Source organism: Bradyrhizobium elkanii WSM2783 (genome assembly GCF_000472865.1).
Lineage (GTDB): Bacteria > Pseudomonadota > Alphaproteobacteria > Rhizobiales > Xanthobacteraceae > Bradyrhizobium > Bradyrhizobium elkanii_A.
Window position 1 is genome coordinate 1 of record NZ_AXAP01000041.1, and the last position, 15,143, is coordinate 15,143.

At 60.2% G+C, this 15,143-nt stretch carries 15 protein-coding genes and 2 pseudogenes; 8 read left to right on the top strand and 9 right to left on the bottom strand.

All coding sequences use genetic code 11. From position 1 onward, the window contains the following. Positions 1-394 precede the first annotated feature (394 nt). Positions 395-613 (bottom strand): annotated as a pseudogene (locus YY7_RS0129350) (transposase); the annotation flags it as partial. Positions 614-821: 208 nt separating this feature from the next. Between YY7_RS0129350 and YY7_RS0129360 the strand changes: the two are divergent. The 3 genes from YY7_RS0129360 to YY7_RS56870 all read left to right on the top strand — a co-directional run bounded on the left by YY7_RS0129360 (position 822) and on the right by YY7_RS56870 (position 4,618). Then, positions 822-2,411, top strand: coding sequence for a porin (locus YY7_RS0129360; protein WP_028166352.1), 1,590 nt, complete (start codon positions 822-824; stop codon positions 2,409-2,411). A gap of 254 nt (positions 2,412-2,665) precedes the next feature. Beyond that, the gene (locus YY7_RS0129365) at positions 2,666-3,742 is read left to right on the top strand and encodes a SphA family protein (RefSeq protein ID WP_080663900.1); all 1,077 of its coding nucleotides are present in this window, start codon (positions 2,666-2,668) and stop codon (positions 3,740-3,742) included. A gap of 279 nt (positions 3,743-4,021) precedes the next feature. Continuing rightward, positions 4,022-4,618, top strand: coding sequence for a nucleoside deaminase (locus YY7_RS56870; protein WP_283807025.1), 597 nt, complete (start codon positions 4,022-4,024; stop codon positions 4,616-4,618). 137 nt (positions 4,619-4,755) lie between these two features. Here YY7_RS56870 and YY7_RS0129380 read toward each other — a convergent pair whose 3' ends face one another. From YY7_RS0129380 to YY7_RS0129415, 6 genes are all read right to left on the bottom strand, one after another. Continuing rightward, positions 4,756-5,124, bottom strand: coding sequence for a hypothetical protein (locus tag YY7_RS0129380; RefSeq protein ID WP_028166354.1), 369 nt, complete (start codon positions 5,122-5,124; stop codon positions 4,756-4,758). A gap of 351 nt (positions 5,125-5,475) precedes the next feature. Beyond that, on the bottom strand, positions 5,476-5,694 hold the full coding sequence (locus tag YY7_RS0129385; RefSeq protein WP_051396991.1) for a hypothetical protein: 219 nt from the start codon (positions 5,692-5,694) through the stop codon (positions 5,476-5,478). A gap of 546 nt (positions 5,695-6,240) precedes the next feature. Next, complete coding sequence (locus tag YY7_RS0129395) at positions 6,241-6,468, bottom strand: hypothetical protein (protein ID WP_028166356.1); 228 nt, start codon at positions 6,466-6,468, stop codon at positions 6,241-6,243. Between the two features lie 159 nt (positions 6,469-6,627). Next, positions 6,628-6,810, bottom strand: coding sequence for a hypothetical protein (locus tag YY7_RS53160; RefSeq protein ID WP_035691218.1), 183 nt, complete (start codon positions 6,808-6,810; stop codon positions 6,628-6,630). Between the two features lie 167 nt (positions 6,811-6,977). Further along, a complete protein-coding gene (locus YY7_RS0129410; RefSeq protein WP_028166357.1) occupies positions 6,978-7,175 on the bottom strand; it encodes a hypothetical protein in 198 nt (65 codons plus the stop codon). A 1,136-nt stretch (positions 7,176-8,311) separates the two neighbouring features. Further along, on the bottom strand, positions 8,312-9,460 hold the full coding sequence (locus YY7_RS0129415; RefSeq protein WP_028166358.1) for an acyl-CoA dehydrogenase family protein: 1,149 nt from the start codon (positions 9,458-9,460) through the stop codon (positions 8,312-8,314). A 112-nt stretch (positions 9,461-9,572) separates the two neighbouring features. Here YY7_RS0129415 and YY7_RS0129420 point away from each other — a divergent pair, with 112 nt between their 5' ends. The 4 genes and pseudogenes from YY7_RS0129420 to YY7_RS53170 all read left to right on the top strand — a co-directional run bounded on the left by YY7_RS0129420 (position 9,573) and on the right by YY7_RS53170 (position 12,387). Next, a complete protein-coding gene (locus tag YY7_RS0129420) occupies positions 9,573-10,481 on the top strand; it encodes a LysR substrate-binding domain-containing protein (RefSeq protein WP_028166359.1) in 909 nt (302 codons plus the stop codon). A 130-nt stretch (positions 10,482-10,611) separates the two neighbouring features. After that, positions 10,612-10,839 carry a hypothetical protein gene (locus tag YY7_RS53165; RefSeq protein ID WP_035691221.1) on the top strand — a complete coding sequence of 76 codons (228 nt, stop codon included), beginning with the start codon at positions 10,612-10,614 and terminating at the stop codon, positions 10,837-10,839. 251 nt (positions 10,840-11,090) lie between these two features. Beyond that, positions 11,091-11,258: pseudogene (locus tag YY7_RS64500) on the top strand (serine hydrolase); the annotation flags it as partial. Between the two features lie 67 nt (positions 11,259-11,325). Further along, positions 11,326-12,387, top strand: a complete 1,062-nt coding sequence (locus YY7_RS53170; protein ID WP_051396992.1) for a serine hydrolase domain-containing protein — start codon at positions 11,326-11,328, stop codon at positions 12,385-12,387. Between the two features lie 78 nt (positions 12,388-12,465). Here the strand turns inward: YY7_RS53170 and gcvA are convergent, their stop codons facing one another. Beyond that, positions 12,466-13,374 carry a transcriptional regulator GcvA gene (gene gcvA, locus YY7_RS0129435; RefSeq protein ID WP_245287452.1) on the bottom strand — a complete coding sequence of 303 codons (909 nt, stop codon included), beginning with the start codon at positions 13,372-13,374 and terminating at the stop codon, positions 12,466-12,468. 89 nt (positions 13,375-13,463) lie between these two features. On the opposite strand from gcvA, the gene YY7_RS0129440 reads away from it, so the two are divergent. Beyond that, on the top strand, positions 13,464-14,276 hold the full coding sequence (locus YY7_RS0129440; protein ID WP_245287453.1) for an SDR family oxidoreductase: 813 nt from the start codon (positions 13,464-13,466) through the stop codon (positions 14,274-14,276). Between the two features lie 52 nt (positions 14,277-14,328). On the opposite strand, the gene YY7_RS0129445 is transcribed toward YY7_RS0129440, so the two are convergent. Next, complete coding sequence (locus tag YY7_RS0129445; protein WP_028166362.1) at positions 14,329-14,892, bottom strand: GrpB family protein; 564 nt, start codon at positions 14,890-14,892, stop codon at positions 14,329-14,331. Positions 14,893-15,143 lie beyond the last annotated feature (251 nt).

Below are 15,143 nucleotides of genomic sequence, written 5' to 3' on the forward strand. Positions count from 1 at the left end.
GGGACCTATCCACTCTCGCACCTTTACGGGCACTTTGGGCTCGTACGTCTAACCGCGCTTGGCCGCGACCGGCCGTGGGCGAAGGCGTGAGGTCTTGTCCGAGAGCCGGATGCGGGAGATCTGCCTGTCCGGTTCGACGAGCGGGATGTGGAAACGGAGTCACGGCTACACCACTAAGGCACCGCCAGACGAAAGGGGCGGCAACAGATATGTGTAGCCTAAAGCCACCGCGCCACATCTCGACTCCACCTTGGTTGTGTGCAAAGGATAGGTCGGCACGCGGCCGTAGTCGCCAATCATTGCAGGCGGCCGATGTTCTCGCNTCGGATCGTCCAATGACGGCTAAAGTGGGTATGCGACGCGGTATTGCGCTTTTGGACGCACTTTCCGACCTTCAGGCAGNGCGGATGGCTGCAATCAGGCTCGGTTTGCCGACGATGTTCATCACCCGTGTGAGGTTATAGGCGAGAACATGCAGCGCCATCTCAGCGGCTACATTCCGTAGGCGCTTCATCAGGAAGTGGGTCACACCCATACGGGCTTTGATCGTGCCGAAGGGATGCTCGACCGTCTCGCGCCGCGTCCGCATGGCGTCGGGATTGGAATCGAGCCGGAAGCGGGGACCCGGGACCCGTAACCACAGGCGTTTGTCGCGTGTCCCCGCTTCGCGGGGACGACAGCGGGGATGCCGCCAGCGTGGCAGAAAAATCACAGCCGGCCAACCAGTTGCATGCGGCTCATCGGCACGTATTGCCTGCCGACCGTCTTGGATTCACTCTTGGTTGCACGCACCTGCATGAGTCACGGGAAGGAGCCCCGGAATGAAAAGGGCGCGGAATCTCGTTCTCGGAATAATGGCCGGCCTGATGGCCATCGGCGGCGCCCAGGCTGCGGATCTGCCGGTCAAGGCGAAGGCCGTCGAATATGTGAAGGCCTGCTCGCTGTACGGCGCGGGCTTCTTCTTCATTCCGGGCACCGACACCTGCATCAAGCTCGGCGGCTATGTGCGTGCCGACGTCACCTTCAACGGCGGCGCCGCCCACGGCCAGCCGGCGTGGAATGGCGATGCTGGGCAGCGGAACCGTTATTTCGATTATTTCGTCGACCGCTCGCGCATGGTGCTGACGGTCGATACCCGCACCGCCACCGAATATGGCGTGGTCCGCACCTTCGCTTCGAGCAAATTCCAGTTCACCACGCTGGGGGGCAGCACCTTCAACCCGAACTCGATCAACGGCTCGCTTCCTGTCGCGAACTCGAACCTGCTCGACACCCCCGGCGGCGGCTATGTCGCCATCTATGATCTCTTCGTCCAGTTCGCGGGATTCACCTTCGGCAAGTCAGCGTCCGCCTATGCGTCGCCCTGGCAGGGCACGCCGGGCAACAACTCGTCGTTCCTGCTGGGTGGCCAAAGCGGTGACAATAGCGGTGCCAACAACATCCAGTACACCGCGGACTTCGGCAACGGCGTGACCGGCAGCATCGGACTTGACGATCCTACCGTGTGGGACCGCACCGCCGTCTACAATCTGTCGCTGGCGCTGAATGCCACTTTGAACACCGGCAACGCCTATGCCGGCGTTCATGCCCCCGAGGTCGTCGGCAATATCCGCGTCGATCAGGCCTGGGGCCTGTTCCAGATTTCCGCAGCGGCGCATGAGGTGAACGCCTCCTACAACGTCCTCAACACCGCTGGCGCGCCGGCCGGCGCAGTCGGCTTGCCGGGTGCGGCGCCGACTGCGTTGTCGGAGATCAGCGGTCACCCCGACACCAGATGGGGTGGCGCGGTGATGGCCGCCCTGCAAATCAAGAACCTGCCGACCGGCACTGCCGATGACATCAAGCTCGATGCGAGCTACGCCAAGGGAGCCACGAAATACATCATCGGAACGGATTCGACCTCGCCGAGCTTTGCGATGTTCGGCGGCTCCAGCAATCCGGCGGCCTATCAGAGCATCGGCTTCGGCGCCACCACCGATGCGGTTTACCTGCCGGTCGCAGCCGGCGGCGACGGATCGCTGCATCTGACCGAGGCCTTTGGCGTCCGCGGCGCATTCAATCACAACTGGGATCCGTACTGGTCGACGAGCCTCTATGGCAGCTATTCGGTGGTCCGCTACGACGGCACGGCCAAGGCATTCATCTGCGCCAACTACACCACGCCGGCCAAGGCGGTGAGCGCCGACTATGTCTGCAATCCCGACTTCAACGTCTCGCAACTCGGCACGGTGACCCGCTGGACACCCGTCAAGAACCTGACCTTCTCGGCGGAAGTGCAGTGGTTTCACCTCGACCAGAAATTCCAAGGCTCTGCGGTCCTCGGGGCGGCAGCTCCGAAGCCTGCGACGCGCTACGAGTTCAAGGACCAGGATGCTGTCCATCTGGAGCTTCGCGTTCAGCGAAACTTCTGACGGTCATTCTTCAAACAGTTTTCGTAAGGCGCAAATCAGCGGCGCTATGCAGAATCGGCAAAACCACCAAGTATTTTCAGCCAGGAAATTGTGACATGGAAGGCACAGTCTCTCGCTAAGGATGCACAGGTTGCGAAAGCGTCGATCACACGTAGACGCGCTGTGGTAGCGTTTCCTCGTTTCCGGTCCCTCGCATGCCGGATCGTTCTTCGGCTGTGACGGAGGAGCGGTGGAATAAAAGGGGGGCTTGGCGGATGAAGGGCGGGAAATCGATATCGACGGCCGGTTTTGTCTGCCGGTTGAGTGCGGCAATTGCGACCTTACTTGTGCTTCCCTATGATGTGGCGCGGGCCGATGAAGGCGGCATCAGCTTTTGGATACCCGGCTTCTTCGGTAGCCTCGCGGCTACCCCCCAACAGCCGGGTTGGTCGATAACTTCGATTTACTATCGCACGCAGGTTTCTGCCGGCGGTGACGTGGCGCGGGCACGGGAGATCACGATCGGTGGCATTCCCGCAAATCTGACGGCCACCGTCAACGCCAGGGTCAACGCAACCGCCAATCTCGGCTTGGTGGCCCCTACCTACACTTTTGAGACACCCGTGCTGGGCGCGCAGGCCTCTGCCGTCCTGTTAACAGCTTACGGCAACAACTCGACATCACTTGCGGGACAACTCACGGGAACGCTGACGACGCCGGGCGGCGCGTTCCCCTTCTCGCGGTTCGACAGCATCGATAGCTCGCTAACCGCATTTGGCGATCTGATCCCGTTCTTCCAGTTGAAGTGGAATTCCGGCGTTCACAACTACATGACCTACATCACCGGGGACATTCCGGTCGGGGCCTACGAGTCATCCCGCCTTGCAAATCTGGGGCTCGGGCACTGGGCGATCGACGCCGGCGGCGGCTACACCTATTTCGACCCGAAGACTGGGCACGAAGCTTCGGCGGTGCTTGGATTCACCTACAACTTCATCAACCCCGCTACGCAATATCAGAGTGGCGTCGACATGCACCTCGACTGGGGCGTGTCGCAATTCCTGACCAAGCAGTGGCAGGTCGGCCTCGTGGGTTACGTCTACCAGCAGCTCGGCTGTGACAGCGGCTCCGGCAATCGTGTCGGCTGCTTCCAGTCGCGGGTGGTCGGCGCCGGACCGCAGCTGGGCTATATCTTTCCGGTCGGCGACATGCAGGGCTATCTCAATCTGAAGGCCTACGGCGAATTCGCCAATGAAAATCGGCCAGCGGGCTGGAACATCTGGCTGACGTTCAATCTGTCACCTGCGGCGCCAACGCCGCCTGCGCCCACAAGGCCGAGGATAACGAAATAGAAGCGCTGGTGCCAACCCATGACTCGTGCAAGCGCCGCGCAATTGGGGCTTGGACGTTCCGAATCTGCATAGTCAACACTGCGAACCTAACATTAGTTTTGCAGGGTTCGTGTAGTCAAAGCGGCCAACTACGCAATCAAGAGGCGGAGCATTCCTTTTTGGTGCAGCCTCGCGACAACCAAGTGAACGTTGCAGACACATCGTTCACGAGGTGGGAGAAAACTGCGCAAGCGTCTGCTGGCACCCATGAGCATGTCTGACCCAGAGTTAGATTCGATCATGATGCGTCGCTGCATCGCTCTCGCCCAATCCGCGGGTCAAAGCGGGGAATACCCGTTTGCGGCCGTCATCGCTCGGCGAGGCCAGTTCGTTTGCGAATCCCTCAACATGGTCAAGGTCGAACGTGACGTTACGCGACACGCCGAAATGGTTGCAATTGCCTTAGCCCAGAAGACGCTCCGTGCGACCAGCCTCGATGATTGCACGCTCTATTCAACCGTTGAGCCTTGTGCGATGTGTTCTTATGCGATCCGCGAAACCCGGATAGGGCGAGTGGTATTCAGCTTGCGGTCACCGCTCATGGGCGGACACTCGCGATGGAAAGTTCTGACCGACAGCAATTTGTCCGCGACATTGCCGGAAGTGTTCGCCCCGCCACCCGTCGTCCTGTCCGGATACTTGCAAGATGACGTTCAGATGGTGTTTCAAAAGCGAAATCCGCTGAGCTGGCGATTTATCAAAGCGCGAAAGATCTTCGTGGCGAGTTCGGATGCTGAAGACGTCAGCATTTTGCGCACCAAATCGCGGCTTGGCCGTTGGACCGGCGTCGGAAACTTGGTCAGGGCTATGGTTTTGGATCGCCTTTGGCGAAGCTAGAGCATGATCCGGAAAAGTGTGAAGCGGATTTCCGAGAAGATCATGCTCTCAAATAAAGAGCTAAAGCGGGATGACGATTCGAAGAAAAGTCATCCCGCTTTAGGGATCGACGTTTCCTCGCTGCCGCAATACACAGCCTAGTTCGGCGCCTTTTTCTTTCTGCTCGCGCCCCTCAAAGCAGTGGTCGAGGTCGTGATCGATCCATTGCTCATCTGCAGACAGGTCAAGAGATCGACATAGCTGGGGTCGCCGGCGGCCGTCGCCTCTCCCTCACACTGGACTCTGATGGTCGGGGAATACGAAAGCCAAATCGTGTCCAATTGCTGACGCGCTGAGTTCTCATCGCTCATACACTTATCGAAGGTTTGAGGTAAGGCTAAACCCATCGCCTTATCCGCTTCCACCGACCCTCTGCAGGTAGCTTCGACATTGAGTTTTGGGAAGGCCTCGGAAATGGGCGTCACCAATTGAGTAGCCGCCATCACGGCCATGATTGCTGGGTGCATGGGATGTCCTTTCCTTACAAGAACATTCGGATCGTACTGTGCATCCTCCGTGAAAAGTCGGGAGGCGCAGGTTCAGCAAGTTTACGTCATACGCTGGTCGCGGGGCGGCTGGGCGTCAGAATGCCGGCGACCTCCAACAGCGTCGGCATTATCAGAGTGCGGGCAGGCGACTATGCGAATTCGGCAGTCGAGCGATCGTCCAGGCTGGACCGCCGACCCGGTGCGCCAACTGACTGTCTTAAGAGCCCCGGTTGACCGCGCAACGAGCCGACGTCGCGATCTTCGGCCATGGGCCCAACAGGCGACATTCGCGAAATGGCGAAATGAAAGAGGCTGCCGACTGACGCGGCCTTACCGAAGGCCAATCCGGATAACAGCCAATTCCGCGATCTCTCGCGGCTCGCTAATGCCTGTCGCGCGGACGTCGATAACCTTGCGAGCGACCATATCGCAAAACGGGTCGTTACGATCAACCACGCCCAGCAAGTTGAGAGCGTGGTTGAAGGCCTTGTTCAAGAGCTCGATTTCTTCCGGCGCGCACTTGTTTTTCAACAGCCGATTGATTGGCATTGTCCCGCCCCACAGCCGACGCAAACAAAACCATACCCCTTCTTATAGCACTGGATTTTGGCTGACGGCCGGAGAAACGCGGAAGGAGCACTGACACTTCACGAAGATGTGCTGCGTTCCGTCACTTGGATCGACGTCAAAATAAGGATGGCTCGCCAAGCGACCGCCAGGCGCCCCTCGTATGCTGGGACGATATTCTTGTTGTGGCGTTCGCGATAGCAAATTCGCATTCCCAAGCGCATACTCGGAGCATGGCGACAATTGTTCAATGCAATTGCGGCGCCGAGTACAGGCGTACCGAAGAGAAGTTCTTGATGCCGCATACGGGTGCCGCGATCTGCGCGGTCTGCGGAGCCGCGCTGGAATCGTGGTCGGAATGCACCCACGTTCCCATATATGAACTTATTGAGCGTCCAGACAGAAAGCCGGAATCCCCAGCTTGACAGGCGAAATCCCCTCTCGTGTCCGCTCCTGGTCCAAGAAGATACATGGCTACAGCACTGAGGTGCGCGCCATGCCCGAGACGTTAACGAGGTTCGTTTCAGCTCAGATGACAGCTCCGGCCAGCAAGAAAGCACCGCCGAGCGCGACCAGCGCAAGTCCAGGCCAATTGGCTTTGATTTCGAAGCCGCTACCCGGTCTTTCTGGTTCCAGTGTGTCACGCCCGGAGCGAAGCAGCCTTCCGCCGCTTAATCGACCTCGCCAGATTGGCTGAAAGACCATCTGGAGCACGCCGCCGAAAACAAACAGCACACCAAGCCATATGAGGGTCATGCTAGTCTCCTGCACCAGTGAACGCCGAGAGGTCGCTCCGCCGAGAACCGTCGCCCATTTGTGTTGGTTGGTGCCCTGGAAGCCGAGGCCGCGCACCGCATATTGGTTGCGGATCATGCTCTCCGAAGTTCAGGCTATGCCAATACTAACGCATCCTGCTTAGTCTTCGTCTGGCTCGCGGATGACCGGCGATTCGTCGGCTCCGTTCTCTTCGTCATCCTGGTCGTCGTCCGCGTCCTCTTCGTCGTCATCAGGATCTCGGGGCGGCATCGTGTTGCCTATGATCGCGGAGACACACCAGTCGATCCTGGTCGGAACTAGCTCACGGATTTGTAGGATCATGTTGTTGCTCCTCGGATGTAACCCTGAGGCATTTTACCTCTTTCTCGGAGTTGGGTCAGGCGCGGCTCGCGTAGCGGCGGCTCTTGGTGCAAAGCGGACCCACGAGTCTGAGAAGGGCCAACAGGTAACATTCGAAATGAAGGAGGCCGCCTACTGAGGCGGCCTTCTTACTTCGGCGGCTGCAGTCCGGGCGACATTATCCAATCAATCATGTGAGAAGCTGTTTCGGCTTGCCGAGCTTTGCGAACAAGTCGCTGTCTCTTGTAGCCGGGCGGGATGCCCTGGGCCTGCCTCGCCAGACGCTGTGCCTGGTCCGCGAGCATTTCTTCCAAAGTCGTGTTCCTGAAGCGACGACGCTTGATCATGCGCTCCTCCATGTTGTGCAGGCGGGAGCGCAATCGGTCTCTCAGCCACCGGGCGCCTACGGAGCCCCCGTGTTTTTGCCGGTGATGCCAATATAACGGGCTGTCGTAGCGAAGGTTGCTAATCTCCTTCAAACCCCGTGGGTCATTTGCGGCGATTGGTTGCGTCTGGCCACGTCCGACCCACCCTTTGCAGCCGACGCTGGGTCGAGTGTTGCGTTGGTCGGATAGGAGCAAATAGGCGACGTAGCAGTGAAGCCGACGATACGGCCCGCTCCAAGCTCGGCCCGCTTTGCATCTGAAAGTGGACGTTGGCGGGTCCAAGCGGCTGAACCTTTGAAACCGGCATCCTGTTTTCGCTACGGCCTGCTTCGCTTCGAGCGCAACGACGATGTGGCCGCTTTGGGCGCGACAAATCAACCCGACGGGCAAATCACCGAAAGTCTGTCCATCCCTCGCACGAAAAATAATCCGCTTTCGCCGTCGGGCAAATCAGTGATTTAACTCCGCGCGTCTCACCCGAGAGAGGGGCGGGTCGCGATCGTCACGAACGTTGCGGTGAGATGCGGTGGACGCGGCTGTTGCGAGCGACGAACGCAACATCAGCGGACGGCGAAGTCGTGTGGTCCTGGCGCCCCGACGCTGGCGCTAAGCTTCTTGTGAAGTGACGGTGGCAAAAGAGCCCGGTCACCGGGGAGAGCACGAAGTAAGTCGTAAACCATCGCGCAGGGAAAGCCGGAATGCTTCGGTTGAACCTGTGGTCCTACCCCCGTGCTTTTTGTTGCACGGGACCCATGGGTGCAACCGGCACCCGGCTTTCCCTGCGCCCTCTGTTCGATGAGAGGGTGAAACGAACGCAAAGCTCGGGCGCAATGCGCCGCGAGAACGCGGACTCACATCCGCTGTTTGACTCAGACGTAGTATGGGTAGAGCGAAGCGAAACCCATCCTTGGTGCCGCTTGCTCCATCGCGATGGGTTTCGCTTCGCTCTACCCATCCTACAGGCCCGCTGTTTGAAATTTGAATCAGGCCTGCGCCGACGTCGTAGGGTGGGCAAAGCGACTTGTCTGCCGTAGCTCAACGAGTGAAGGTGGAAGCGTGCCCACCATCACGAGCGGTGCGCCAGCTCCTTGAGCACTTCAAAGTCTCGCCGTGCCGGGATCGAGGCCGAGGCGGATGCGGCCGGAGACGACGTAATTGTTCGGGCTCATCGCCACGTGCTGGCTTGCGGCCTGGATGTCGCGGAGCGCCCGCTCCAGCGGGCAGGATTCGAAGACTGAGATCGCGCCTGCCTCCGCCGCGAGCAGATGGACGATGCGCGATGCGCTCTCCGCCGCATTCGTGCATGCCGTGCGATAAGCGGCGCGTGCGCTCGTCGATGGTTCGCCACGCTCGGCGTCCGCCATGAGGTCCGTGATCGCGTCGGCAAGGAAGGCCCGCGCCGACCTGTACAGCGTTTCGACTCGCCCGACGCTGGCCTGCACCGTTTCGCGGTCGCGAAGCACGGCGGAGCTGCCGCTGCGGGATCTGCTTTCGGCGAGGGTGACGAAGGTCTCGATGGCGCCACGGGCGATCCCGAGCGGGACGGCCGCGATCGTCCAGGGAAACAGGGTTGCGGGCGGCAGGCGGAACATGAGGCCGGGCTGTGATGGGCTTGGCTCCAGAAAGCTGTGCGTGTGCGCGGCAGGCACGAACACATCCCGCGCCTGGAAGTGACAGCTTCCGGTGCCGCGCAGACCCGATACCTGCCAGGTGTCGTCAAGTTCGACGGCCTCGCGGTCCATGTAGCAACACAAGAGCCGGCTTTCGCCATTCGTCTTGTCAGCGGCAAGACCCATGAACAGCGTCGCTCCGTGGGCGCCGCTGCCGAAGGGCCAGCGCCCGGAGACGCGGTAGCCGCCATCTGACGGCAGCGCTTCGCCGATGGCGCCGGTCGCGCTCGCGATGAAGGCGCCAGGATTGGAAAACCAGCGGCGCGCGGTCGGCTCGGGGACGTAGCCGCCGATCCGGCTCATGCCTGCGCCATTGCCGACGATCCAGCCGAGCGAGCCATCCAGCATCGCGACTTGCTCGACCACCGCCATGAATTCGAGCGGCGACAATTCCGGGCCGCCCAATGCCTTGGGAAGCCACAGCCGGAACAGCCCGGCGGAAGCGAGTGCCGCGAACATCGCCGGAGAGAGCCGGCGGTCGCGATCGAACTGCTCGCGTAACTCGGCGACACCAGGAGCAAGGGCGGCAATGGCCTCCAGATAGTGCGCGATGACAGGAGAATGATCGATCCGCATGTTTGGGTCCGATTGATGAGGGCGGCGGCCATAATGCTCTCACGGCACTTTAGTCGCGGCAAAATCGAATATCTCAGTCGCTGGATGAATTGGATTCATCTAGACTGCGGGCATGAGAAAGCTTCCGCCGCTGGGATCCCTTCGCGCCTTCGAGGCCGCCGCCAGACGCCTGAGCTTCAGGGACGCGGCGGCCGAGCTCGGCGTCACGCCGACCGCCATCAGCCATCAGATCAGGATTCTCGAGGAGATCTGCGGACGGCCGTTGTTTCGCCGGCGCCCGCGACCGCTGGCGCTGACGGATGCGGGCGAGCGGCTATTTCCAGTAATCCGGAACGGCTTTGATACATTCGCGTCCGTGGTCACCGCGGTGTCGGCGAAGACCGCCAGGACCACGTTGCGCGTGACCAGTCCGAACGCGTTTGCGAGCCGCTGGCTGGTGCCGCGCCTGCCGCGATGGCGCAAGCTGTATCCGCAGATCCGGCTGGAGATCATCGGCACTGACGCCGTGCTCAATCTGCGCGCCGGAGATGCCGATCTCGCGATCCGCTACGCTCGGACGATGCCGACCGATCTGGCTGCGCGGGAAATCTTCCGCGACAGTTTCTTCCCGGTCTGCAGCCCGGCGCTATTGAGCGAAGGCGGCCCGGCGATCACGCGCGCCGCCGACCTCCTGCACTATCCACTGATCCATTACGACTGGCTGAACGGGGATCGCGAGGCGCCGAGCTGGTCGCGATGGCTCGCCGTCGCTCGCTCCGTCGATCCGGATATCCCTGCCGCGACCGAGCATTGGGACCTCAGCTTCCGCGAGGAGATCCACGCCATCGATGCGGTCGCAGCAGGGCAGGGGATCGCGATCTGCAGCGACGTCGTGGTGAGCCATGAGATCGAAAGCGGCGCGCTGGTGAAGGCGCACGATCTGGCGCTGCCCGGCTACGGCTTCTACGTCGTCCACGTCCCGGACCACCCGCGGCAAGCCAGCATCGAAGCGTTTGCAGCGTGGATGCGGTCGGTGGCGTAGAAGGACTTATCCCTGTTATGACTTTTCTGTAACTTGCGCCAATGGACACTTGTGAATTAGGCAAATTGCGATTGCTTCCAACGTCGTCCGCAATCGACTCAACCGCTTCCGCAATCGGCGCAGCGTCGTCTTGATCGGCGGCAATTTCTCCCACAACAATCGACGCATCGGCATTTCTGTCTTTATGACGGATTCGGACAATTCACATATCGAAGGCGCCATTCAGATGTTGCTCTGGGCCATCGAGGAGATTCAGAAGACTGGCAACAACAAGGCCGAACGCCACGCGCGCTCGGCGTTGAAGCATTTGCGGGCGGGCGCGCCGCCAAACGAACTGACATCTCGCCGACGTCCTTGACGATAACCGGAGAAAGTAAGGTCAGAAAATGACGGTCCGCGCGGCACCGCTGCGTCGTCGCCGCTAGAGATCAAGGTGTTGTTGACTATCATGAGTTCACCACTACAACCCTCGGTCGTCGCTACAATTTGGGAATGGGCCTCATGTCGACCTCAGCCCTGGAAGAACGAATCCATCGGGTGATGTCGGACTTGCGCGAGGAGACCACCATTCCGGGCCAGTATGGTTCGCCCTCTCCAGTAGATCAAAGAATGGCGCAAACTTGCACACCGGCGCTGAGCGCAGGAGTGATCGATAACTTCGAGGTGGCGTGGGCAAGCGGCTTCGGCACGCTCGCCGCGGCGGCCGACCCCGCAACAGCGAATACGCCCTTCCAGTCGGGTTCGATCAGCAAGCCGGTGTTCGCGCTCGCCGTGATGAAGCTGGCCGAGACCTGGGACCGTAGATCTCGACGTCGACGTCAACGACTACCTCAAATCGTGGCACTTGCCTGGCAAAGACGGATGGCAACCACGCATCACGCTGCGGCAGTTGTTGAGCCACACCGCCGGCACCACCGTGCACGGATTTCCGGGTTATCCGGCTTCGGGGCCATGGCCCACGGTACCTGAAAGCCTGCGCGGCATTCCGCCGGCGAACACTCAGCCGGTCGTGGTCGATATTCTTCCTGGTTCGCAATTCCGCTACTCGGGTGGCGGGACGACGATTGCCCAGCAGGTCGTCGTCGACGTGACGGGAACGCCGTTTCCGGAACTCATGCGCGAGCTCATTCTCGATCCGCTTGGAATGAAGGATAGCGGCTACGAACAGCCCGCGCGTTCCGTTTTCGTCAAACGAGCGGCCAGGGGGCACCCTTTGAACGGCACCGAGATAGAGGGAGGCTATCACGTCTATCCCGAGATGGCAGCGGCGGAACTCTGGACCTCTGCCGCCGATCTTGCGCTGCTCGGCGCGGAGGTCATGCGCGCGTTGCGCGGTGACGCTTCGAAACTCGCGCTCGCGCCGGAGACGGTGAGCAGCATGCTTCGGCCTCAGCTTCCGGACCAGGAGATAGGGCAGGAGTTCGTCGGGCTAGGTTGGTTTTGCGCAGGTAAAGAGCAGAATTTTCGATTTTTCCACGACGGCTGGAACCATGGGTATGTGGCCTCAATGCTGATGCTGCCCACAATTGGCAAAGGCGCGGTCGTAATGCTGAATTCCAATCAGGGCTGGATGTTGCGAGGCGAGGTTACGGCTGCCGTAGGCCGTGAATACGGCTGGCCTGCGCTCAAAGATATTCCGGAGATCAGCGATATCGTACCAAACGTAGCGTATCCCGGAACCTATGAGAGCGTGAACGGCAAGATCATGGTGGCACGTGACGGCAACCGCCTTCTCGTCGAGTTCGCGCATCAGCAGGCGCTTCCGGTGTATCCTGCGGCCGCCGGGGAATTCTTCGCAACAGCGATTGACCTGCGATTGCGATTTGCCGGCGGCGATCAGGCAAGACCGTCCGAGCTGACGGTTGTCAATGGTAACAAGACGGCGTCGTTCAAGCGCACCGACTGAAGTCATTGTCGTCCGGGTGGCCGCAACGCGAACATTCCGTCGTCAGTTCTGATATCGCCATCGCTGTTTCGAAAGCCACTAGCCGACCTTCGCTTGATCAGTTTCCGCTTCGGCGCAGATCCACTCCTTGAACGCCACGATTTCCGGGTCGCCGTCGGCGCCGGGACGATGGACAACATAGTAGGCAAGCTCACAGTTGAGTGCTTCGCCGAAAGGACGAACAAGGCGGCCCGTCTCCAAATCCAGGGCGACCAGTGTCGTCCGACCCAGGGCAACGCCACTTCCATTCATCGCCGCCTGGTAGGCTGCTGCTGAATCATTGATCTGCAGCCCACGGTCGCAGTTGATGTCCGGAAAGCCTGCTGCTTGCAGCCATGTCCGCCATGTCGGGAATGCATTTTCAAACGCCATCGAACGATCATGGATAAGCGTGTGATGCTTCAGGTCTTCAGGGCGTCGTAGCGGGTGCGGCCCTTCGAGCAACGCTGGACTGCAGACCGGAAAAAATGCGTCGCGCAACAGGAAGGTCGATTTGAGGCCTGGCCAGTGACCACTGCCGTAACGAATGCCGAGACTCATTCTCTCTGCCGCGAAATCAACGAGCCGGCCGCTGGTATCGATGCGCAGATCATACAAGGGATGATCGGCCGCAAAACGCTCGACGCGCCGCAGTAGCCACTTGTCCGCAAAGGCTGGCGGCACGGTGATATTGATCGTGACGATCCCGCGCGATGCTTTCAAACGTTCAAAGGCCGCGGTCAGGTGATCGAATCCGGCTTGAAGCTCGGGTAGCGCAGCTTGCGCGGCTTCGGTCAAAACAAGTCGTGCGGGGCCAGCCTGAGAGCGGTGAAAAAGTTCGACTCCGACAACCGCTTCGAGGGTCCGCACGAGGCTTCCCACCGCCGCTGGCGTCACGTTGAGTTCGTCTGCCGCCGCAACGTAGCTGAGGTGCCGGGCAGCCGCCTCGAAGGCGCGGAGTGCGTTCAAGTGGTTGGGAGCCCGCATAAATCTCCGAACAAGTTTTTCTCTGCCGCCCGCACAGATCATCTCTGTTGCGGCAGCGAGGGTCAACGATCATGTTTGCTGACAACGGAACGCGCGCTCCGGTCACAAACCCAAAACCTTTGGACCAGGAGAGAATCATGAAACTATCGAACAAGATCGCCCTTGTTACCGGCGGAACCTCTGGCATCGGCCTCGAAGCGGCAAGGTTGTTTCGGGACGAAGGAGCTACCGTGATCATCGTCGGGCAGAATCCTGCCCGGTTGCAGTCGGCGGCAAGTCAGCTCGGGGACGGCGTTGTCGCGTTGCGCGGCGACGTGAGCAAGCCGGCAGAGATTGAAAATATCGTTCGTCAGATCGGCGAGACGTTCGGCCGTATCGACGTGCTGTTCGCGAACGCCGGCATGGGCATAGCGGCCCCGCTGGAAGCCGTCACGGAAGATCAGGTCGACACGCAGTTCAACGTGAACTTCAAGGGCGTCTTCTTCACCGTTCAGACGGTCGCTCCACTGCTGGCCAAGGGTGGAAGCATTATCATGACGACGTCGTTCCTGAACGAAGTTGGCTCACCGGGCCTTTCCATTTTGGCGGCCACGAAAGCGGCAGTGCGTTCGCTGGTGCGGTCGTTGGGCGCAGAGCTTGCGCCACGTGGCATCCGCGTGAATGCCATAAGCCCGGGTCCGATCAGCACTCCGTTTCATGGCAAGCTCGGGCTTTCCGAGAAGCAACTCAATGAAGCGGCCGCGACAATTGAGGATGAGATCCCGCTGCATCGTTTCGGTGAAGCGGAGGAAATCGCCAGAGCGGCCCTGTTCCTGGCGAGCGAGGATGCCTCCTTCATGACCGGATCGGAACTGGTTGTCGATGGCGGCATATCGCAGCTTTGACATGCTCGATGCAAGAAGGCGGCGGCTGAGACATCGGCCGCCGACGCCGTGCTCAATTTGCGCGCTGGAGACGCCCAAGGCTCGCGCGCCATGCACGAGCCTTGGCCGTCGTCTCTTCGACGAAAATATCTTTGCCTGTTCGATAGGCTTCTATGTCGTCTTTTGAAGACGCAGCAAGGGCTCGCTTAACGCTGGCGTAGGCGCGTGCTGCGTCGGGATGTGCGCGAAGATAGTCGCGAAACACCAAACGTGCCTCCCAACGAGGATGGGACGGCTCCATCAAGTGCACATGGTGGGTCCACGGTCCCGGAGGCCCCTTACGGAAGAACAACTCACCGGGGAGCCATGACGCGTATTCCGGTATGTACTTGTAGCCAAGTGCCACAAACGGCTCGATGCAACGTTCCTTTGCCTCTTCAAGGCTAGGTACACCAACCAGCAGGTCAACGATGGGCTTTGATGGGAGACCTGGAACCGCTGTGCTCCCCATATGCTCGATGACCAGGACGAACGAGCCGAGAGCATGCTTGATCCTCATGCACTCCTGTTCGAACAACGCCGGCCAGTTGGGGTCATATTCGGAGACGACAATCGACCCGGCCCCGTATTTCTCCATGTTCGGCCCTCGATTGTGCCTTCATGCCAACATATCACGATGGTAGAGTTCGATGCATCACGACTGGGTCATCCAGCAAGATCCGGTTAGAGCATGATCCGGAAAAGTGGAAACCGGTTTTCCGAAAAGATCATGCTCAAACAAAGAGATGAGATCATGATCCGATTCCGTCTAATCGGATCATGATCCAGGGTCAGAAGCCGGCGTTATGGCCCGCCCCAAACTTGGCCCGCTTTACATCTGGGAGCGGA